The organism is uncultured Pseudoflavonifractor sp., from assembly GCF_944387805.1.
Taxonomy (GTDB): domain Bacteria; phylum Bacillota; class Clostridia; order Oscillospirales; family Oscillospiraceae; genus Pseudoflavonifractor.
Genome location: NZ_CALXGI010000066.1, coordinates 1 through 15589 on the forward strand (window position 1 = coordinate 1; position 15589 = coordinate 15589).

The window sequence follows — 15589 nt, forward strand, 5'->3', positions numbered from 1 at the left end:
AGCATCCCTTACAGTGTAGCACACAGCCCTTGGAGAGGGGCTCTAATCACTACTACTCTATAATACAAGGAGTACGAGAATGAAAGAGTATGCGAAGAAAGCAGCGGCTGTCCTTCTTGCGGGCACCATGCTGCTGGGCATGATGAGTGCCTGTACACAGGATACCCCCACCGGCAGCGGCAGCCCTGCCCCTACCGGCAGCAGTGCGCAGCCCACGGGCGAATATCCGATTACCCCTGAGGAACTGGGCTCCGGCACGCCCAAGTGGAGCGAAGAGGAGACCGCTGACGGCTGGATGAAGGTCACCAACACCGACGGTGAGACTCTGGGTTACTCCCCTGACTCTGGTATCAGCTTGATCCAGGTGGACGGGTTCGCTTTTAAGGATCTGAATAAAAATGGTCAGCTGGATGCCTATGAGGACTGGCGGCTGGATGCCGACAGCCGGGCGGAAGACCTGGCCTATCAGCTGCCCACTGATGTAATATTTGGACTTATGCGACACGGAGACCTGAGGCAGATTGAAAGCGATGGAAGTTTAAGCGAGGAAGATACTGCGCTTATGGATGGCGGGCTTCGTTCAATGCTCAATCAGGTGCTGGGAAGTGTCCCTGTCCGCTCGATTGCGATTTGGAATAATAATATCCAAGCATATGTTGAAGCAATGGATTACGGAATTCCGCTGAATACAAGCTCTAATCCCAATACACCTAAATCCCTTGGATTTGCGGACAATTTGGCTCTGGGGGCGACTTTTGACCCCGAAATGGTTTTTGACGTCCATAAAGCGGAGGCGGAGATACTGCGTTCACTCGGCTTTTCCACCTTGCTGGGGCCCATGGTAGACCTGGCGACAGACCCTCGCTGGCTTCGCGTCCCGGGGACCTTCGGAGAAGATCCGGCACTTGTAACTGATATGGCAAACATGACAATCTCTGCCTTACAGTCTACTTATGATGAAAACGGGAATGACCTTGGATGGGGCGAAGACAGCATTATTGCTATGATGAAGCACTGGCCGGGAGACGGGACTGGTGAGAGCGGACGTGAATCCCACAGTGATTTTGGAAAATATGCGGTTTACCCCGGCGATGCATTTGAAACACAGCTCATTCCCTTTGTCGATGGTGCACTGAACCTGGAGAGTGAAACAAAAAGTTCTCCGGCGGCCATGACATCTTATTCTATCGCGTATTCAGAAAATGAAGAGTATGGCGAACTGGTAGGCTCGGCCTTTAGCGAGTGGAAAATCGATTTGCTTCGCGAGGGATACGGTTTTGATGGAATGATTTGTTCTGACTGGAGCGCACAAAATAGAATGGCCTGGGGAATTGATCCGGATGCAACCGAAGCAGAAATTATCAAATTGATGATTTTGGCGGGAGTTGATCAGATTGGAAGTGCAAATACAGCCGATATGGAGGGCGCGTATGCGCTGCTGTGCGATGAACTTGGAGAGGACGAGGCGCTTGCGCGGATTCAGTTGTCGGCATACAGAATCCTGAAGCCGCTTTTTCAGGTGGGCCGATTTGAAAACAGCTATGTCGATGTTGATAAGGCCTCAACACTATTTGACAGTGAGGAAATGGAGTCCCTTCGATACGAGAGCATCATTGAATCGATTGTCATGCTGAAAAACGAGGGTGACGCCATTCAGGCGGCATCCGACTCGGAAGAGAAGGCAACGGTCTATATTCCCATGCAGTTTTATAAAGGAAAGTGGGCGCTCCCTGTCAACCAGGCAGACGCAGATGCGGTGTACAATGTTGTTACCGATACTGTGGGTGAGCCAAGTGGCACGGATGAAAATGGAAATCCTGTTTACACGGAAAATGACATCGTGCGCGCTTCGGCAGAGGAGTTGGATGCTTGTGATTATGCAATCATTATTGTAAACTGCCCCATTAACGAAGGAAATGTATTGAATGGTTATGGACATGATTTGGAGACAGGCGAGTATTTCCCCATCTCGCTCCAGTATGGTGATTATACAGCGGACTCTTCGTCCGTCCGTTCTGAGTCTATTTCCGGCAATATGATTGAAACGCAGGTGGAGGGCACATACGGAACAATTACAACACTTGAAAAAGAAAATCGGTCTTATTATGGAGCATCTTCCAGAATTACAAATAAGACAGAGCTTGAAGGTATCCAGTATGCAATCAATAATATGCCGGAAGAGGCAAAAATCATTGTCGCAGTAAATGCAGACAGGCCGATGATCTTCACGGAGTTTGAGGGTCAGGTTGATGCTATCTTGGTGGGATTTGGAACCGTGGGATTTAGCTTTGACAGTAAGTATTTTCTTGATATTACTTCCGGCAAGGTGGAGCCCTCCGGTCTGCTCCCCATTCAGATGCCCGCCAATATGGAAACCGTGGAGGCTCAGTATGAGGACGTGCCCCGGGACATGGAGTGCTATGTGGACGCCGCCGGCAACACCTACGACTTCGGCTTCGGCCTCAACTGGTCCGGCGTTATTCAGGACGAGCGCACCGAGAAGTACTGCGTGCCGCCGCTGACCGAGCCTGAGGCCCAGCCCGTGTCGGCTGAGGGGTAAGCACCCTGCGACAAAAGTTCAAAGACTCTCTTTGAACGGCTGCCCCGTCTGAACTTGCGGAAATAGGAGCAGAGGGGAGCGGTTCTGCCGCCCTCTCTGCTCTTTTTATGCCCAAATGCTTTCACAAAAAGGAGGAAAGTAAAATTTATGGAAGAAAAACGCGCGAAAAAGAAGATGAGCAACAAAAAATTTGCCGCCATCTGGACGATAGTGCTGGCTCTGGTGCTGGCCCTGGCTGTGGCGGTGAACATCCTGACCAGCATCTTCAAAGGCTATGTGGACCTGTACCTGGGCGGCGGCGACATCATCATCACCAAGACCGAGGGTTCGGAGGACTGGGAGAGCGAGTACTACACTCTGGACTACGAGTCCACCCAGGATGTGCAGGCGGCGGCCGACGCCCTGGTGGAGGAGATTGAGAGCGAGGGCATCGTGCTGCTGAAGAACAACGGCGCCCTGCCTCTGGTCGCCCCCGCCAAGGTGACCCTGCTGGGCCGTGACGCCGCCGACCCGGTGTACGGCGGTTCCGGCTCCGGCTCCGTGGATTTGAGCACAGTAATAGACCTGCGCACCGGTCTGGAACAGGCCGGATATGAGATCAACGATACGGTCTACTCCATCCTCAGCGGCTATGCCTCCTATAAGGAAGAGATGACCGCTCTGGGCGCCAACCGGGTCTACGACCACCCCAAGGGAGTCATCACCATGGACGACCCCGCCACCTCCACCTATTATATCGGCGAGATGCCTGTTGAAAACTATACCGCTGACGCCATCTCCAGCTTTTCTGCCTACGGCGACGCCGCCATTGTGGTCATCGGCCGGGGCGGCGGCGAGGGCGGCGATCTGACCCGGGACATGGAGGGCTGGGATGACAACTATACCGCCGGACAGCACCAGCTGGAGCTCAACCAGGACGAGAAGGACATGCTGGCCCTGGCGGAGGAGCACTTTGACAGGGTCATTGTCCTCATCAACGCCTCCACCCCCATGGAGCTGGGCATGCTGGAGGACGATGAGAACGTGGATGCCATTCTCTGGGTGGGCTCCCCCGGCCAGACCGGCTTCAACGCCGTGGGCGACGTGCTCTCCGGCGCGGTGAATCCCTCGGGCCGGACCGTGGACATCTACCCCGCCGACTTCACCCAGGACCCCACCTTCGTCAACTTCGGCCACTACCAGTATGAGAACCTCAGCGCCTCCAATGCCAGCGGCGTGGGTACCTTCGTCCAGTACGAGGAGGGTATCTACGTGGGCTACCGCTACTACGAGACCGCCGCTGTGGAGGGCTTCATCGACTACGACGAGGCCGTGGTCTACCCCTTCGGCTACGGACTGAGCTACACCACCTTTGACTGGGCCATCTCTAACCAGGAGCTGGGCGGCGTGGACGGCAATATCACCGTGGAGGTGACCGTCACCAACACCGGCGCTGTGGCGGGCAAGGACGTGGTGGAGCTCTACTACTCCGCACCCTACTACGCCGACCGGGGCATTGAGAAACCCAGCGTGGTGCTGGGGGCATTTGCCAAGACCGGCATCATTGAGCCGGGGCAGAGCGAGACCGTCACCCTGACCCTGGCCGTGGAGGACATGGCCTCCTACGACTACAAGACGGAGAAGGCCTATGTGCTGGACGAGGGCGAGTACCTCATCACCCTCCAGACCGACTCCCACAATGTGAAAGAGGGCTGTGAGCCCATCTCCTACACGGTCAGCGGCAAACAGGTGTACAGCGGCGGCAACCACCGGGCCTCCGACCACGCCGCCGTTACCAACCAGTTTGACGACGTGTCCGCCATGTTTACCGATACGCCTACCGAGGGCTATGCCCTGAACATGAGCCGGGCCGACTTCGCCGGCACCTTCCCCACCGCGCCCACCGGCGCAGATATGACCGCCAGCGACGCCGTCATTGAAGGCTATCAGGTCTATAAGGCAGCCGGCCACGAGGACCCGGAGGCGGAAGAGCCCGCTACCGGCGCGGACAACGGCCTGTCTCTCATCGACCTGCGGGGCCTGCCCTACGACGACCCCTCCTGGGACCTGCTGCTGGACCAGCTGGAGGAGAAGGACATGGTTAAGCTGGTGCTCAACGGCATGTACGCCACGGTGGAGATGTCCTCCATCGGCAAGCCCGCCACTGAGGACTATGACGGCCCCGCCGGAATCAATTCCTACATGACCTCCCTCAGCTGTACCTCCTACCCCTCCGAGGTGGTTATTGCCTCCACCTGGAACGCCGATCTGGCTTACCGGATGGGCGTGATGGTGGGCAACGAGGCCATTGACAACGGCGTCACCGGCTGGTACGCCCCGGCCATGAACATCCACCGCAGCCCCTTCGGCGGCCGCAACTTTGAGTACTACTCCGAGGACCCCTTCCTCTCCGGCGTGATGGGGGCGGCCACTGTGTCGGGCGCCAGCAGCAAGGGCGTCTACTGCACCGTCAAGCACTTCGCCGTCAACGACCAGGAGACCAACCGGGTCAACAACGGCGTCAGCTCCTGGGTCAACGAGCAGGCCATGCGGGAGATCTACCTCAGGCCCTTTGAGTACACCGTGAAGAACGCCAGGCAGACCGTGAACTACATCTCCGACGAGCTGGGCACCATGTCCCAGCAGGAGATGGCGGGCTGCACCGCGGTGATGAGCTCCTACAACCGTCTGGGCGCCACCTGGGCCGGAGGCTCGGAGGCGCTGATGCAGACCGTGCTCCGGGATGAATGGGGCTTTGAGGGCCTGGCCATCACCGATTTTGACCTCTACGAGTACATGTATCCCGACCAGGCCATTGCCGCAGGCACCGACCTGATTCTCTCCACCGACGCCATGAAGAGCCTGGAGGACACCTCCAGCCCCACGGCGCTGAACAACCTCCGCAAGTCCTGCCACAATATCCTCTACGCTGTGGCCCACTCCAACGCCATGAACGGCATTGTCCCCGGCACCATCATCTCCTACACCGCCGCCCCCTGGGAGAGCGGGCTGATGATTGCCAACTGTGTGGTGGCCGTCCTGCTGGCGGCCGGCGTAATCTGGATGATTATCCGGATAAAGCGAAACAAAACCTGAGAAAAACGAAAAAAGGAGCGCCTGCTGTGCAGGCGCTCCTTTCTATATGAGTGCTATCCGAAGATGGAGAACTTGACGATGAGGCCGGAGAACACAATGGACACGGTGGAGCAGAGCTTAATAAGAATGTTAAGGGAGGGACCGGAGGTGTCCTTGAAGGGGTCGCCCACAGTGTCGCCGATGACGGCGGCCTTGTGACACTCAGAGCCCTTGCCGCCGTGGGTGCCGCCCTCAATATATTTCTTGGCATTGTCCCAGGCGCCGCCGGCGTTGGACATGAACACGGCCACCACGAAACCGGTGACGGTGACGCCGCCCAGCAGGCCCACAACGGACTCAGCGCCCAGGATCAGGCCGGTGACCACAGGAACCACGATGGCCAGCAGGGAGGGAATCACCATCTCATGCAGTGCGCCCCGGGTGCACAGGTCCACGCAGGAGGCATAGTCCGGGTCCGCCTTGCCCTCCATAATGCCGGGAATCTCTTTGAACTGGCGGCGGACCTCCACCACGATGGACTGAGCGGCCCGCTGCACGCCGCTCATGGTGAGGGCGGCGAACACAAAGGTCAGCATGGCGCCAACAAAGATGCCCACCAGTACGGCGGGATTGGTGAGGGACAGGTCCAGCACGCGGCCATCGAGTTTTACGTTGACCACGTCCACATAGCTGACCAGCAGAGCCAGGGCGGTGAGGGCGGCAGAGCCGATGGCAAAGCCCTTGCCGGTGGCGGCGGTGGTGTTGCCCAGGGAGTCCAGTGCATCGGTACGGGAGCGGACCTCAGCGCCCAGGCCGCTCATCTCAGCGATGCCGCCGGCGTTGTCAGCCACGGGGCCGTAGGCGTCGGTGGCCAGGGTGATGCCCAGGGTGGACAGCATGCCAACGGCGGCGATGCCAATGCCGTACAGGCCCTTGTTGAACAGGACGGCGTAGTCAGGGCTGTTGGTGGATAAGGTGCCGCCGGCAGCCAGGAAGGCCACGATAACGGCGATGGAGATGATGATGATGGGGGCTGCGGTGGACTTCATGCCCAGGGAGATGCCGCCGATGATGGTGGTGGCGGCGCCGGTCTCTGTGGAATCGGCCAGGCTCTGGGTAGGCTTGTAGGTGTCAGAGGTATAGTACTCGGTGAAGTAGCCGATGGCGCAGCCGCCCACCAGGCCCGCCAGAATGGCGATATAGGGCCCCCAGGAGCCCATGAGCCAGTAGGTGAGGGGAGCGGCCAGCACGGCGGCCAGGATGGCGGCGGTGTAGGTGCCCTTGCGGAGGGTGGAGAGCAGGGAGCGCTGATCGGCGTTCTCCCTGGTGCGGATGAGGAAGGAGCCGATGACCGAGCACACCACGCCCACCACGGCCACCAGCAGGGGAAGCAGCATGGCGTTCCAGGTCAGGCTGCCGCCGGCATAGGCGGTGGCGCCCAGAGCAAAAGTAGCCAGGATGGAGCCCACATAGGACTCATACAGGTCGGCGCCCATGCCGGCCACGTCGCCCACATTGTCACCCACGTTGTCGGCGATGGTGGCGGGGTTGCGGGGGTCATCCTCGGGGATACCGGCCTCCACTTTGCCCACCAGGTCGGCGCCCACGTCGGCGGCCTTGGTGAAGATACCGCCGCCCACGCGGGCGAACAGGGCCATAAAGGAGGCGCCCATGCCGAACATGACCATGGTGGAGGCGATCTGAGCGGCCTCAAAGTGGGCGATATACTTGAGAATATGGAACCAGACAGAAATGTCAAACAGTCCCAGCCCCACCACTGTGAAGCCCATGACCGCGCCGGAGGAGAAGGCCACGTTCAGGCCGCGGTTCAGGCTCTCGTGGGCGGCGTTGGCGGTGCGGGAATTGGAGCTGGTGGCGATCTTCATGCCGATGAAACCGGCCAGGGCGGAGTAAATGCCGCCGGTAAGGAAGGCGAAGGGAATGAACCAGTTGTCCAACAGGTTGAACCAGCGCAGGACCAGCAGAATAACAAACACGACGGCGAAGATCTTGGCCACAGTGGTGTACTGCCGCTTCAGATAGGCATTGGCGCCCTGGCGGATGGAGGCGGCGATCTTTTTCATCAGATCGGTGCCCTCGGAGAAGCGAAGCACCTTCCGAGCCTGAAAGACAGCGAAGAGCAGCGCTATGGCAGCGCCTAACAGGCCCAACCAGAAGAGATTCTGTACGTCCAAATTTCCCACTCCTTTACATAATAGGAAAGCTGAAGAAAAAAATAAGGTTTGGCTTAATGCTTAAAAAATATACTTTGGTTCAGCCTTCCGCTTTCTGATGGCACCTTAATCTTACCATAATCAATCAAATTTGCAAGGAGTTCTTTACAAAAAGTAAGCGCAGTAAAAAATGTTCCGATAAAATCAATAAAAACAGAACGATAAGACAAGAGATTGTATGACAAATTTGCACAAAAGAGAACCGGGAAGCGGGAATATGTGGGAAAAGTAAATTCATAAGCATGCGAAAGAAAAAACGGGAGTAAAAATGTGAAAAAGACTGTTGGATTTGACAAGATAGATAAATTTTTGACAAAAAAGAGCAGGCTTTCGAATAAAATATCGAGATATGTATATAAAAGCTTCAAAAATGCGGAAATTATGAAAAGTTTGAGAAAAAATAGTGCTTGCAGAAATCCAATGGGCATGATATGCTTACCAGGAGTTAGTACGATAGTACTAAAAGAAAGGAGCACTGCACCATGAATAAGAAGTGGATTTCTGCCTGTGCCGCAGCTGCGCTGCTGTTGAGTACAGCGGCTTGCAGCACGCCTGCGGCGGAAGAGAGCGCCCAGCCCTCCGCCAGCGGTTCCGCAACCCAGAGCGAGACCCTGACCGGCCGGGGCCAGGGGTTCGGCGGCGTGATTACCGCCACGCTGACCGTGGAGGACGGCGTGATTACCGCCGCCAGTTTTGACGGCCCCGGCGAGACCGCCGACATTGGCGGCGCCGCACTGGAGCAGCTGGCGGAGCAGGTGGTAGCGGCCAACGGCGCTGAGATTGACGGCGTGTCCGGCGCAACCTATACCAGCGACGGCTGCCGCGCCGCCGTGCTCAACGCCCTGGACCCGGAGGCCAATCCCTTTGAGGCCGAGGGCGGCGACGAGGGCGGGGAGGCTGCCTCCTATCCCACCGGCGCCGAGCCTGTGGAGATCCCCAGCGACCGCAGGATTGTCAGCGCCACCACCTACGGTATCTACACCAAGGATGCAACCTCCGCCCAGGACTGCGTCATCAAGGCCACCCTATACTGGGATATGGACAACAACAAGGCCTATGCCGTGCAGTTTTATGAGCCCATGCTCCCCTGGGACGACAACGGCGCTGCCGGCGGCTGGGGCAATATGACCGATGAAGCGGTGATCGCCGCCCTGGGCGAGGACGGCCTTATCACCTTTACCTCCGGCGATACCACCTGCAACTTTGCCAAGTACATCCAGATTGGAGATGTGGTGTGGACCGGCGAGCTGGGCAGCGACCCCGCCTGCGAGGTGGCGGTGGTCTACTCTGCCGACATAGACGGACAGACCGTGAAGATGAACGACTATGTGGCCACTGAGGAGGGCGGCAAGTGGTATGTGGACGCCTCCGCCCAGCCCGCCTATATTCTCAAGAGCGCCCAGAGCGTCACCAGTGCTGACGATGAAAATGTGGCCATGACCTACCAGATTACGGCCAAGGAGACCAATGGCCACGGCACGGACTTCTGGCCCAGTCCCATCACTTTCCCCGGCAACATGCAGGCCATCAAGGACTTTGTTCTGGAGAACGGCTTTGACTATGACTACTATGCCGACGGCGGCATGACGCAGAACGACGAGGGCTACTGGCAGACCCCCGACGCTGTCTCCGGCGCTACTCTGGCCGAGACGCCCACCTATCTGGACATGCTCAAGACGCTCTATGAGCGCATCCAGAACGGCGATTATTTGGAGGAGAACGAAAGAACATAACCGAAAGAGCGGAAAAAATGGCCTGCGGCACCATGCCGCAGGCCATTTTTTATGAAAGACTAGAGCTGCTCTGCCGGAAGCTGTTCCAATACAGCGTACTCCGCTCTGCCGGCAGGCGTAAGGTAGGGGTACAGAGCGGACCACTGCGCCTTCATGATTTCGTCCACAGGAATGAAATGGAGGGAAGGCCAGGTGGCGTTATGCTGGGCCCAGCCGATATGGCTGAGCATGAGCAGGCGGGTCATATGGTCCAACAGGGAACCAGACAGTTCAGAGACAAACAACCCCAGTTCAGTGCACGCGCTGATGGTGTCCTGGAGGACTTGGGACAAGGACATGACGCTGGCGGCATGCCGCTCCTGGAGACGGGGGAGAGAGCTGTACAGCGCCGGGTCGTTGAAGTAGAAGGGAGTTTCAAAAAAGGACCTCAGCATCTGTTTCAGCAGATGATTCAGGCCGGAGAGGCCGGGCTCGGGCGGAGCGGGCATGGTGTCCAGCTCAGCGTCCATGATGGCCTCCATCAGCAGCTCTTTGTGGGGGTAGTGATAGGTCAGATTACCTACGCTGATGCCCAGGGCATCAGCGATGTTGCGCATAGAGACAGCCCGGTATCCACGCTCGTTGAACAGCTCACGGGCAGTGTTCCGGATCAGCTCCTTGGTGGTTTTCATGAAATTACCTCCGGAGAACAAAATACCGGCGGGCGATTCTGCCGGGGCGGAGGACTCAGGAACGGCTCCAGGCGCTCTTGCTGAAGAGCACCAGAATGGGGAGCAGCTCCAGACGGCCCACAATCATACACAGGGTAAGCACCAGCTTGGACACAGCGGAGAAGGCGGAGTAGTTTCCCATGGGGCCCACCAGCTCGAGGCCGGGTCCCACGTTGCCGATGCAGGAGACCACGGCGGTAAAGGTGGTGCCGAAGGAGAAGTTGTCCAGGGCCACCACCAGCCCGGCGGTCAGGACAATGAGCATGTACGCGGCGAAGAAGATCAGGATGGAGCGCAGGGTGTCCTCCGGCAGCACCTTGCCGTCCAGCTTGACTACATTGACGGAGCGGGGGTGAATCACCTGGTTGATCTCTCGGCGGATGCACTTGAAGACAACCAGCACCCGGGAGCACTTGAGGGCGCCGCCGGTGGAGCCGGCGCAGGCGCCGATAAACATAAGGATGACAATCAGGAACCGGGAGAATTCCGGCCATAGGTCAAAGTCCACGCTGGAGAAGCCGGTGGTGGAGATAATGGTGGACACCTGAAAGGCGGCAGCGCGGATTGTGTCGCCCAGGGATGTAAAGTACCCCCCGGTAAACCACAGATTGCATGTGATCAGCACAATGCTGACGGCCACCACGCCCACAAAGAAGCGAAACTCGTCGCTGCGGAGGGCCTGCCGGATTTTTCCGCACAGGATCAGGAAATAGAAGGAAAAATTGATGGAAAAGAGCAGCATAAACACGGTGAGAACAATTTCAGCGGCGGGGTTGCCGTAGGCGCCGATGGAGGTGTTGCGCACCGAGAAGCCGCCTGTACCTGCCACGGCGAAGGAGTTGACGACACAGTCGAACCACTCCATGCCGGTGAGGCGGAGGCAGAGAATCTGAATGGCAGTCATGGCGCAGTAGATGCCGTAGAGGATTTTGGAGGACTGGCTGGTCTTGGGCACCAGCTTGCTCACTACGGGGCCGGGGCTCTCCGCCTTCATCAGGTGGAGGGTGCGGCTGCCCAGGGAGGGCATCAGGGCAATGGTGAGAATCAGCACCCCCATGCCGCCCAGAAAGTGGGCGAAGGAGCGCCAGAACAAGATTCCCTTGGGCAGAATTTCCACCGCCGGAAGGATGGATGCGCCGGTGGTGGTGAAGCCGGAGGCGGCTTCGAACAGACAGTCCACATAAGTGGGAAAATACCCGGAAAACCAGAAGGGCAGCGCGCCGAAGGCTGAGATCAGCAGCCAGATAAGGCCCACAGCGAAGAAGCCCTCCCGGGGGAAGAAGTGGTTGGAGGCGGGCAGCGCGGACAAGATTCCCCCTACCACCAGAAGAATGGCAATGGTCAGGACAAAGGGCATGGGGGACTCGCCATAGATAAAGCACACCAGAATGGGCAGCAGCATACAGCAGGCCTCCACCAGGAGGGTCTTGCCGGTAATGCGGAAGACAAGCTTAAAATTCACAGCCCAGTTCTCCCTATGACGCCAGCCTCCAGCAGAGACTCGTCAAAGATATCGTTGACGTCCAGAATGCCCTCGTCCCGGGAGACAATGATTACCGTGTCCCCCTGCTCCATGCATGTGGAGCCCTCGGGGATGATAATGCGGCCCTGATGGATGATGACTGCAATCAGGATGCCCTTTTTCAGCCGAAGGTCCTTCAGGGGAATCTTCAGGTGGCGGGTGGTCTCGTTGACCACAAACTCCATGGCTTCCACCTTTCCCTCGGCGATGCGGTACAGAGCGGTCATGACACTGCCCTTGGAGTTTTCCATGCCGCGCACAACCTGGAGAATCTGGTTGGCAGTGATAAGCTTGGGGGAGATGACGCTGTCCAGGCCCACGGCCCGGGCAATGCCTGCGTAGTTCTGCCGGTTTGACTTGGTCACCACCTTGGCAATGCCCCGCTGCATGGCGTACAGGGAGATGATCAGATTGTCCTCGTCCCGGTCGGTGAGGGCAACAAAGGCGTCGGCAGAGGCTACGTTCTCCGACTCCAGCAGCTCCTGGTCGGTACCGTCGCCGCAGATAACCATGGTGTGGGGGAGCAGTTCGCTCAGTTCCCGGCAGCGGTCCATGTTCCGCTCCACCACCTTGACGTGAAGGCCCATGCCCTCCATCAGCGCGGTAAGGTAGTGGGAGATGCGTCCGCCGCCCACCACAAATACACTCTTTATCTTAGGCGCGTACCGGCCCAGCAGCTTGAAGAACTGGGTCATGCCGGCGGGCTGGCCGATGAGATAGAGCTTGTCCCCGGCGGTGGGGACATAGGAGCCGTCAGGAATGATACTCTGGTCTCCCCGCTCCGCTGCGCAGAACAGAATGGGCAGGGCCTTGACATGACGGCTCAGCTCAGACAGAGGGTGACCGCAGATGAAGTCGTCCGCCTGGACCCGGAAGCCGATAAGCTCCACACGCCCCCGGTAGAAGGTCTCCAGATTGGCCGCGGAAGGAAATCGGAGCAGCTGGGCGATTTCCACAGCGGTGGCGTTTTCGGGATTGATGATCATATCAATGCCCACCACTTTTTTCAGGGTGGGCAGTTCCACAGCGTACTCCACGTTGCGCACACGGGCAATGGTGTACTTGGTGCCCAGACGCTTGGCGGTGAGGCAGCAAATCATATTGATCTCATCCAGGCTGGTGGCGGCAATGAGAATATCGGCGCTCTCCGCGCCAGCCTCCCTCAGGGTGGCAATGGAGGCGCCGTTGCCCTTAACGCACATGACATCCAGCGCGTCAGAGGCACGTTGGAGGGCGTCGTCCCGGGTGTCGATAATGGTGACGTCGTGGTCCTCACGGGACAGGTGTTCCGCCAGTGTAAAGCCAACCTTGCCGTCGCCTACAATGATAATCTTCACACGCTCTCTCTCCTATTTCAAATCGATATTGCATGGCACACAGCGTACGCCGCATAAACGGCGGATAACTACCAACATATTAGCGCAATTCAGACCAGCCGTAAAGGGCGAGCAGAGATTTTACATAAAAAAAGAGAAATTTGTCTGGCAGGTACAAGGCAACCAGACTGGGTTGGGCAGACGAAATGGACAACTGGGGTTGCAGAGAAGGGGAAAGAACAGTTATAATAAATAAAAAAGGACAGAAATAATGATATGAGGTGAGCATTATGCACGAACATGAGCTGCAGTTTCACATCAGGTGCAAGGCCGGGGATGTGGGCCGGTATGTGCTGCTGCCTGGCGATCCGGGCCGCTGCGAGATCATTGCCGCCCACTTTGATAACCCGGTAAAGATTCAGTCCAACCGGGAATACACCACCTACACCGGAACGCTGCTGGGGGAGAAGGTATCGGTCTGCTCCACCGGCATCGGCGGCCCCTCCGCCGTCATTGCCATGGAGGAGCTGACCAAAATCGGCGCCGATACCTTTGTCCGGGTGGGCACCTGCGGCGGTATCAAGCTGGATGTAAAGGCCGGCGACGTGGTCATTGCCACTGGCGCCATCCGCCATGAGGGGACCAGCCGGGAGTACGCCCCCATTGAGTTCCCCGCCGTGGCCGACTACGAGGTGCTTACCGCTCTGGTGGATGCCGCCAAGGATTTGGGCCATGTGTGGCATGCGGGCGTGGTTCAGTGCAAGGACTCCTTCTACGGGCAGCACGACCCCGGACGCATGCCGGTTTCCTATGAGCTCCAGGCCAAGTGGGAGGCCTGGAAGCGGCTGGGCGTCCTGGCTTCCGAGATGGAGTCGGCGGCCCTGTTCTGCTGCGCCTCCGCCCTGGGAGTGCGCTGCGGCTCTGCCTTCCACGTTATCTGGAATCAGGAGCGGGACGCCGCCGGCCTGCCCCAGGATGAGAGCCATGACGTGTCCTCCGCTGTCAGAGTGGGCGTGGAGGCCATCAAGCGCCTTATCCAGGCCGACAGGGCAAGGCAAGGCTGAGATTGACATCCAAAAAAGTCGTCCGCCATTGTGGCGGACGACTTTTTTATGGTTATAAGGATATGGCTCAGAACAGTCCGGTAATCCTGCCGTTTTCGTCTACATCAATGTTCTCGGCAGCAGGGACCTTGGGCAGGCCGGGCATAGTCATGATGTCTCCGGTGAGGGCCACCAGGAAACCTGCGCCGGCGGCCACCTTCAGGTTCCGCACAGTGATGCGGAAGCCGCGGGGAGCGCCCAGAAGGGCGGCGTCATCAGAGAAGGAGTACTGGGTCTTGGCCATGCAGATGGGCAGCTTGTCATACCCAAGGTCGGTGAGCTGTTTCAGCTGCTTGCGGGCGTTGGAGGTCAGGTCAACGCCGTCGGCACGGTAAATCTTCCGGGCAATGGCGTCCAGCTTCTCCTCGATTGAGCTGTCCGTGTCGTAGCAGAAGTGGAAGTCAGAGGGCATCTCACACAGGCGCATGACCTCCTTGGCCAGGGCCTCGCCTCCTTCATCGCCCTTGGCCCACACCTCGCTGAGGGCCACATTGACGCCCAGAGCCCGGCACTTTTCCTCTACCAGGGCCAGCTCGGCCTCGGTGTCGGTGGGGAAGCGGTTGACGGCCACCACGCAGGGCAGGCCGTACACTTGAGTAATGTTCTCCACGTGCTGGAGCAGGTTGGGCAGGCCCTTCTCCAGGGCGGCCAGGTTCTCGGTGCTCAGCTCGCTCTTGGCCGCGCCGCCGTGGTGCTTCAGGGCCCGGACGGTGGCCACCACAACCACAGCGGAGGGGGTCAGGCCGCCGTAGCGGCACTTGATGTCCAGGAACTTCTCCGCGCCCAGGTCCGCGCCGAAGCCGGCCTCGGTCACCGCATAGTCACCCAGACGCAGGGCGGCGTCGGTGGCGGTGATGGAGTTGCAGCCGTGGGCAATGTTGGCGAAGGGGCCGCCGTGGATGAGGGCGGGGGTGTGCTCCAGGGTCTGGACCAGATTGGGCTTGATGGCGTCCTTCAGCAGGGCGGTCATGGCGCCGTCCGCCTTCAGGTCACGGGCGGTGACCGGCCTGTCGTCCCGGGTATAGGCCACCACCATGCGGCCCAGCCGCTCCTTCAGGTCCTTCAGGCCGGTGGCCAGGCAGAGCACCGCCATGACCTCGCTGGCCACAGTGATGTCGAAGCCGTCCTCACGGGGCACGCCGTTGACCTTGCCCCCCAGGCCGCAGACAATGCTGCGCAGCTGGCGGTCGTTCATGTCCACGCAGCGCTTCCAGGTGATCTTGCGCACGTCGATGTCCAGGGCGTTGCCCTGCTGGATGTGATTGTCCAGCATGGCGGCAAGCAGGTTGTTGGCCGCGCCGATGGCGTGGAAGTCGCCGGTGAAGTGGAGGTTGATGTCCTCCATGGGCACCACCTG

The 15589-nt window shown here is 58.7% G+C and carries 10 protein-coding genes; 5 read left to right on the plus strand and 5 right to left on the minus strand.

Going from position 1 to position 15589, the window contains the following annotated elements; all coding sequences use genetic code 11:
• Nucleotides 1-79 precede the first annotated feature (79 nt).
• Entirely contained in the window at nucleotides 80-2560 is a 2481-nt protein-coding gene (locus Q0K06_RS12140; protein WP_294552876.1) for a glycoside hydrolase family 3 N-terminal domain-containing protein, read from the plus strand.
• A 147-nt stretch (nucleotides 2561-2707) separates the two neighbouring features.
• Entirely contained in the window at nucleotides 2708-5635 is a 2928-nt protein-coding gene (locus Q0K06_RS12145; protein WP_294552879.1) for a glycoside hydrolase family 3 N-terminal domain-containing protein, read from the plus strand.
• Between the two features lie 53 nt (nucleotides 5636-5688).
• On the opposite strand, the gene Q0K06_RS12150 is transcribed toward Q0K06_RS12145, so the two are convergent.
• A complete protein-coding gene (locus tag Q0K06_RS12150; protein WP_294552882.1) occupies nucleotides 5689-7818 on the minus strand; it encodes a sodium-translocating pyrophosphatase in 2130 nt (709 codons plus the stop codon).
• A 300-nt stretch (nucleotides 7819-8118) separates the two neighbouring features.
• Between Q0K06_RS12150 and Q0K06_RS12155 the strand changes: the two genes are divergently transcribed.
• On the plus strand, nucleotides 8119-8334 hold the full coding sequence (locus Q0K06_RS12155) for a hypothetical protein (RefSeq protein ID WP_294552885.1): 216 nt from the start codon (nucleotides 8119-8121) through the stop codon (nucleotides 8332-8334).
• Nucleotides 8331-9581: an FMN-binding protein gene (locus Q0K06_RS12160; protein ID WP_294552889.1), complete on the plus strand. Its 1251-nt coding sequence runs from the start codon at nucleotides 8331-8333 to the stop codon at nucleotides 9579-9581. Before Q0K06_RS12155 ends, Q0K06_RS12160 begins: the two co-directional genes overlap by 4 nt.
• Before the next feature lie 59 nt (nucleotides 9582-9640).
• Here the strand turns inward: Q0K06_RS12160 and Q0K06_RS12165 are convergent, their stop codons facing one another.
• From Q0K06_RS12165 to trkA, 3 genes are read right to left on the minus strand one after another with little or no spacing between them, the layout of a single operon-like run.
• Entirely contained in the window at nucleotides 9641-10252 is a 612-nt protein-coding gene (locus Q0K06_RS12165) for a TetR/AcrR family transcriptional regulator (protein WP_294552892.1), read from the minus strand.
• Nucleotides 10253-10307: 55 nt separating this feature from the next.
• Complete coding sequence (locus Q0K06_RS12170; protein ID WP_294552894.1) at nucleotides 10308-11753, minus strand: TrkH family potassium uptake protein; 1446 nt, start codon at nucleotides 11751-11753, stop codon at nucleotides 10308-10310.
• On the minus strand, nucleotides 11750-13150 hold the full coding sequence (trkA, locus tag Q0K06_RS12175) for a Trk system potassium transporter TrkA (RefSeq protein ID WP_294552897.1): 1401 nt from the start codon (nucleotides 13148-13150) through the stop codon (nucleotides 11750-11752). The genes Q0K06_RS12170 and trkA overlap by 4 nt, the downstream gene beginning before the upstream one ends.
• A gap of 269 nt (nucleotides 13151-13419) precedes the next feature.
• On the opposite strand from trkA, the gene udp reads away from it, so the two are divergent.
• On the plus strand, nucleotides 13420-14193 hold the full coding sequence (udp, locus tag Q0K06_RS12180) for a uridine phosphorylase (RefSeq protein WP_294552900.1): 774 nt from the start codon (nucleotides 13420-13422) through the stop codon (nucleotides 14191-14193).
• A 67-nt stretch (nucleotides 14194-14260) separates the two neighbouring features.
• On the opposite strand, the gene Q0K06_RS12185 is transcribed toward udp, so the two are convergent.
• The coding region (locus Q0K06_RS12185) for a formate--tetrahydrofolate ligase (RefSeq protein ID WP_294552903.1) at nucleotides 14261-15589 on the minus strand (1329 nt) is incomplete at its 5' end.

Bases quoted from the DNA above. Each gene is read 5' to 3' on its own strand.
- Q0K06_RS12165 (WP_294552892.1), bottom strand. From the start codon at position 10,252: ATGAAAACCACCAAGGAGCTGATCCGGAACACTGCCCGTGAGCTGTTC.
- Q0K06_RS12145 (WP_294552879.1), top strand. From the start codon at position 2,708: ATGGAAGAAAAACGCGCGAAAAAGAAGATGAGCAACAAAAAATTTGCC.
- udp (WP_294552900.1), top strand. From the start codon at position 13,420: ATGCACGAACATGAGCTGCAGTTTCACATCAGGTGCAAGGCCGGGGAT.
- Q0K06_RS12160 (WP_294552889.1), top strand. From the start codon at position 8,331: ATGAATAAGAAGTGGATTTCTGCCTGTGCCGCAGCTGCGCTGCTGTTG.
- Q0K06_RS12140 (WP_294552876.1), top strand. From the start codon at position 80: ATGAAAGAGTATGCGAAGAAAGCAGCGGCTGTCCTTCTTGCGGGCACC.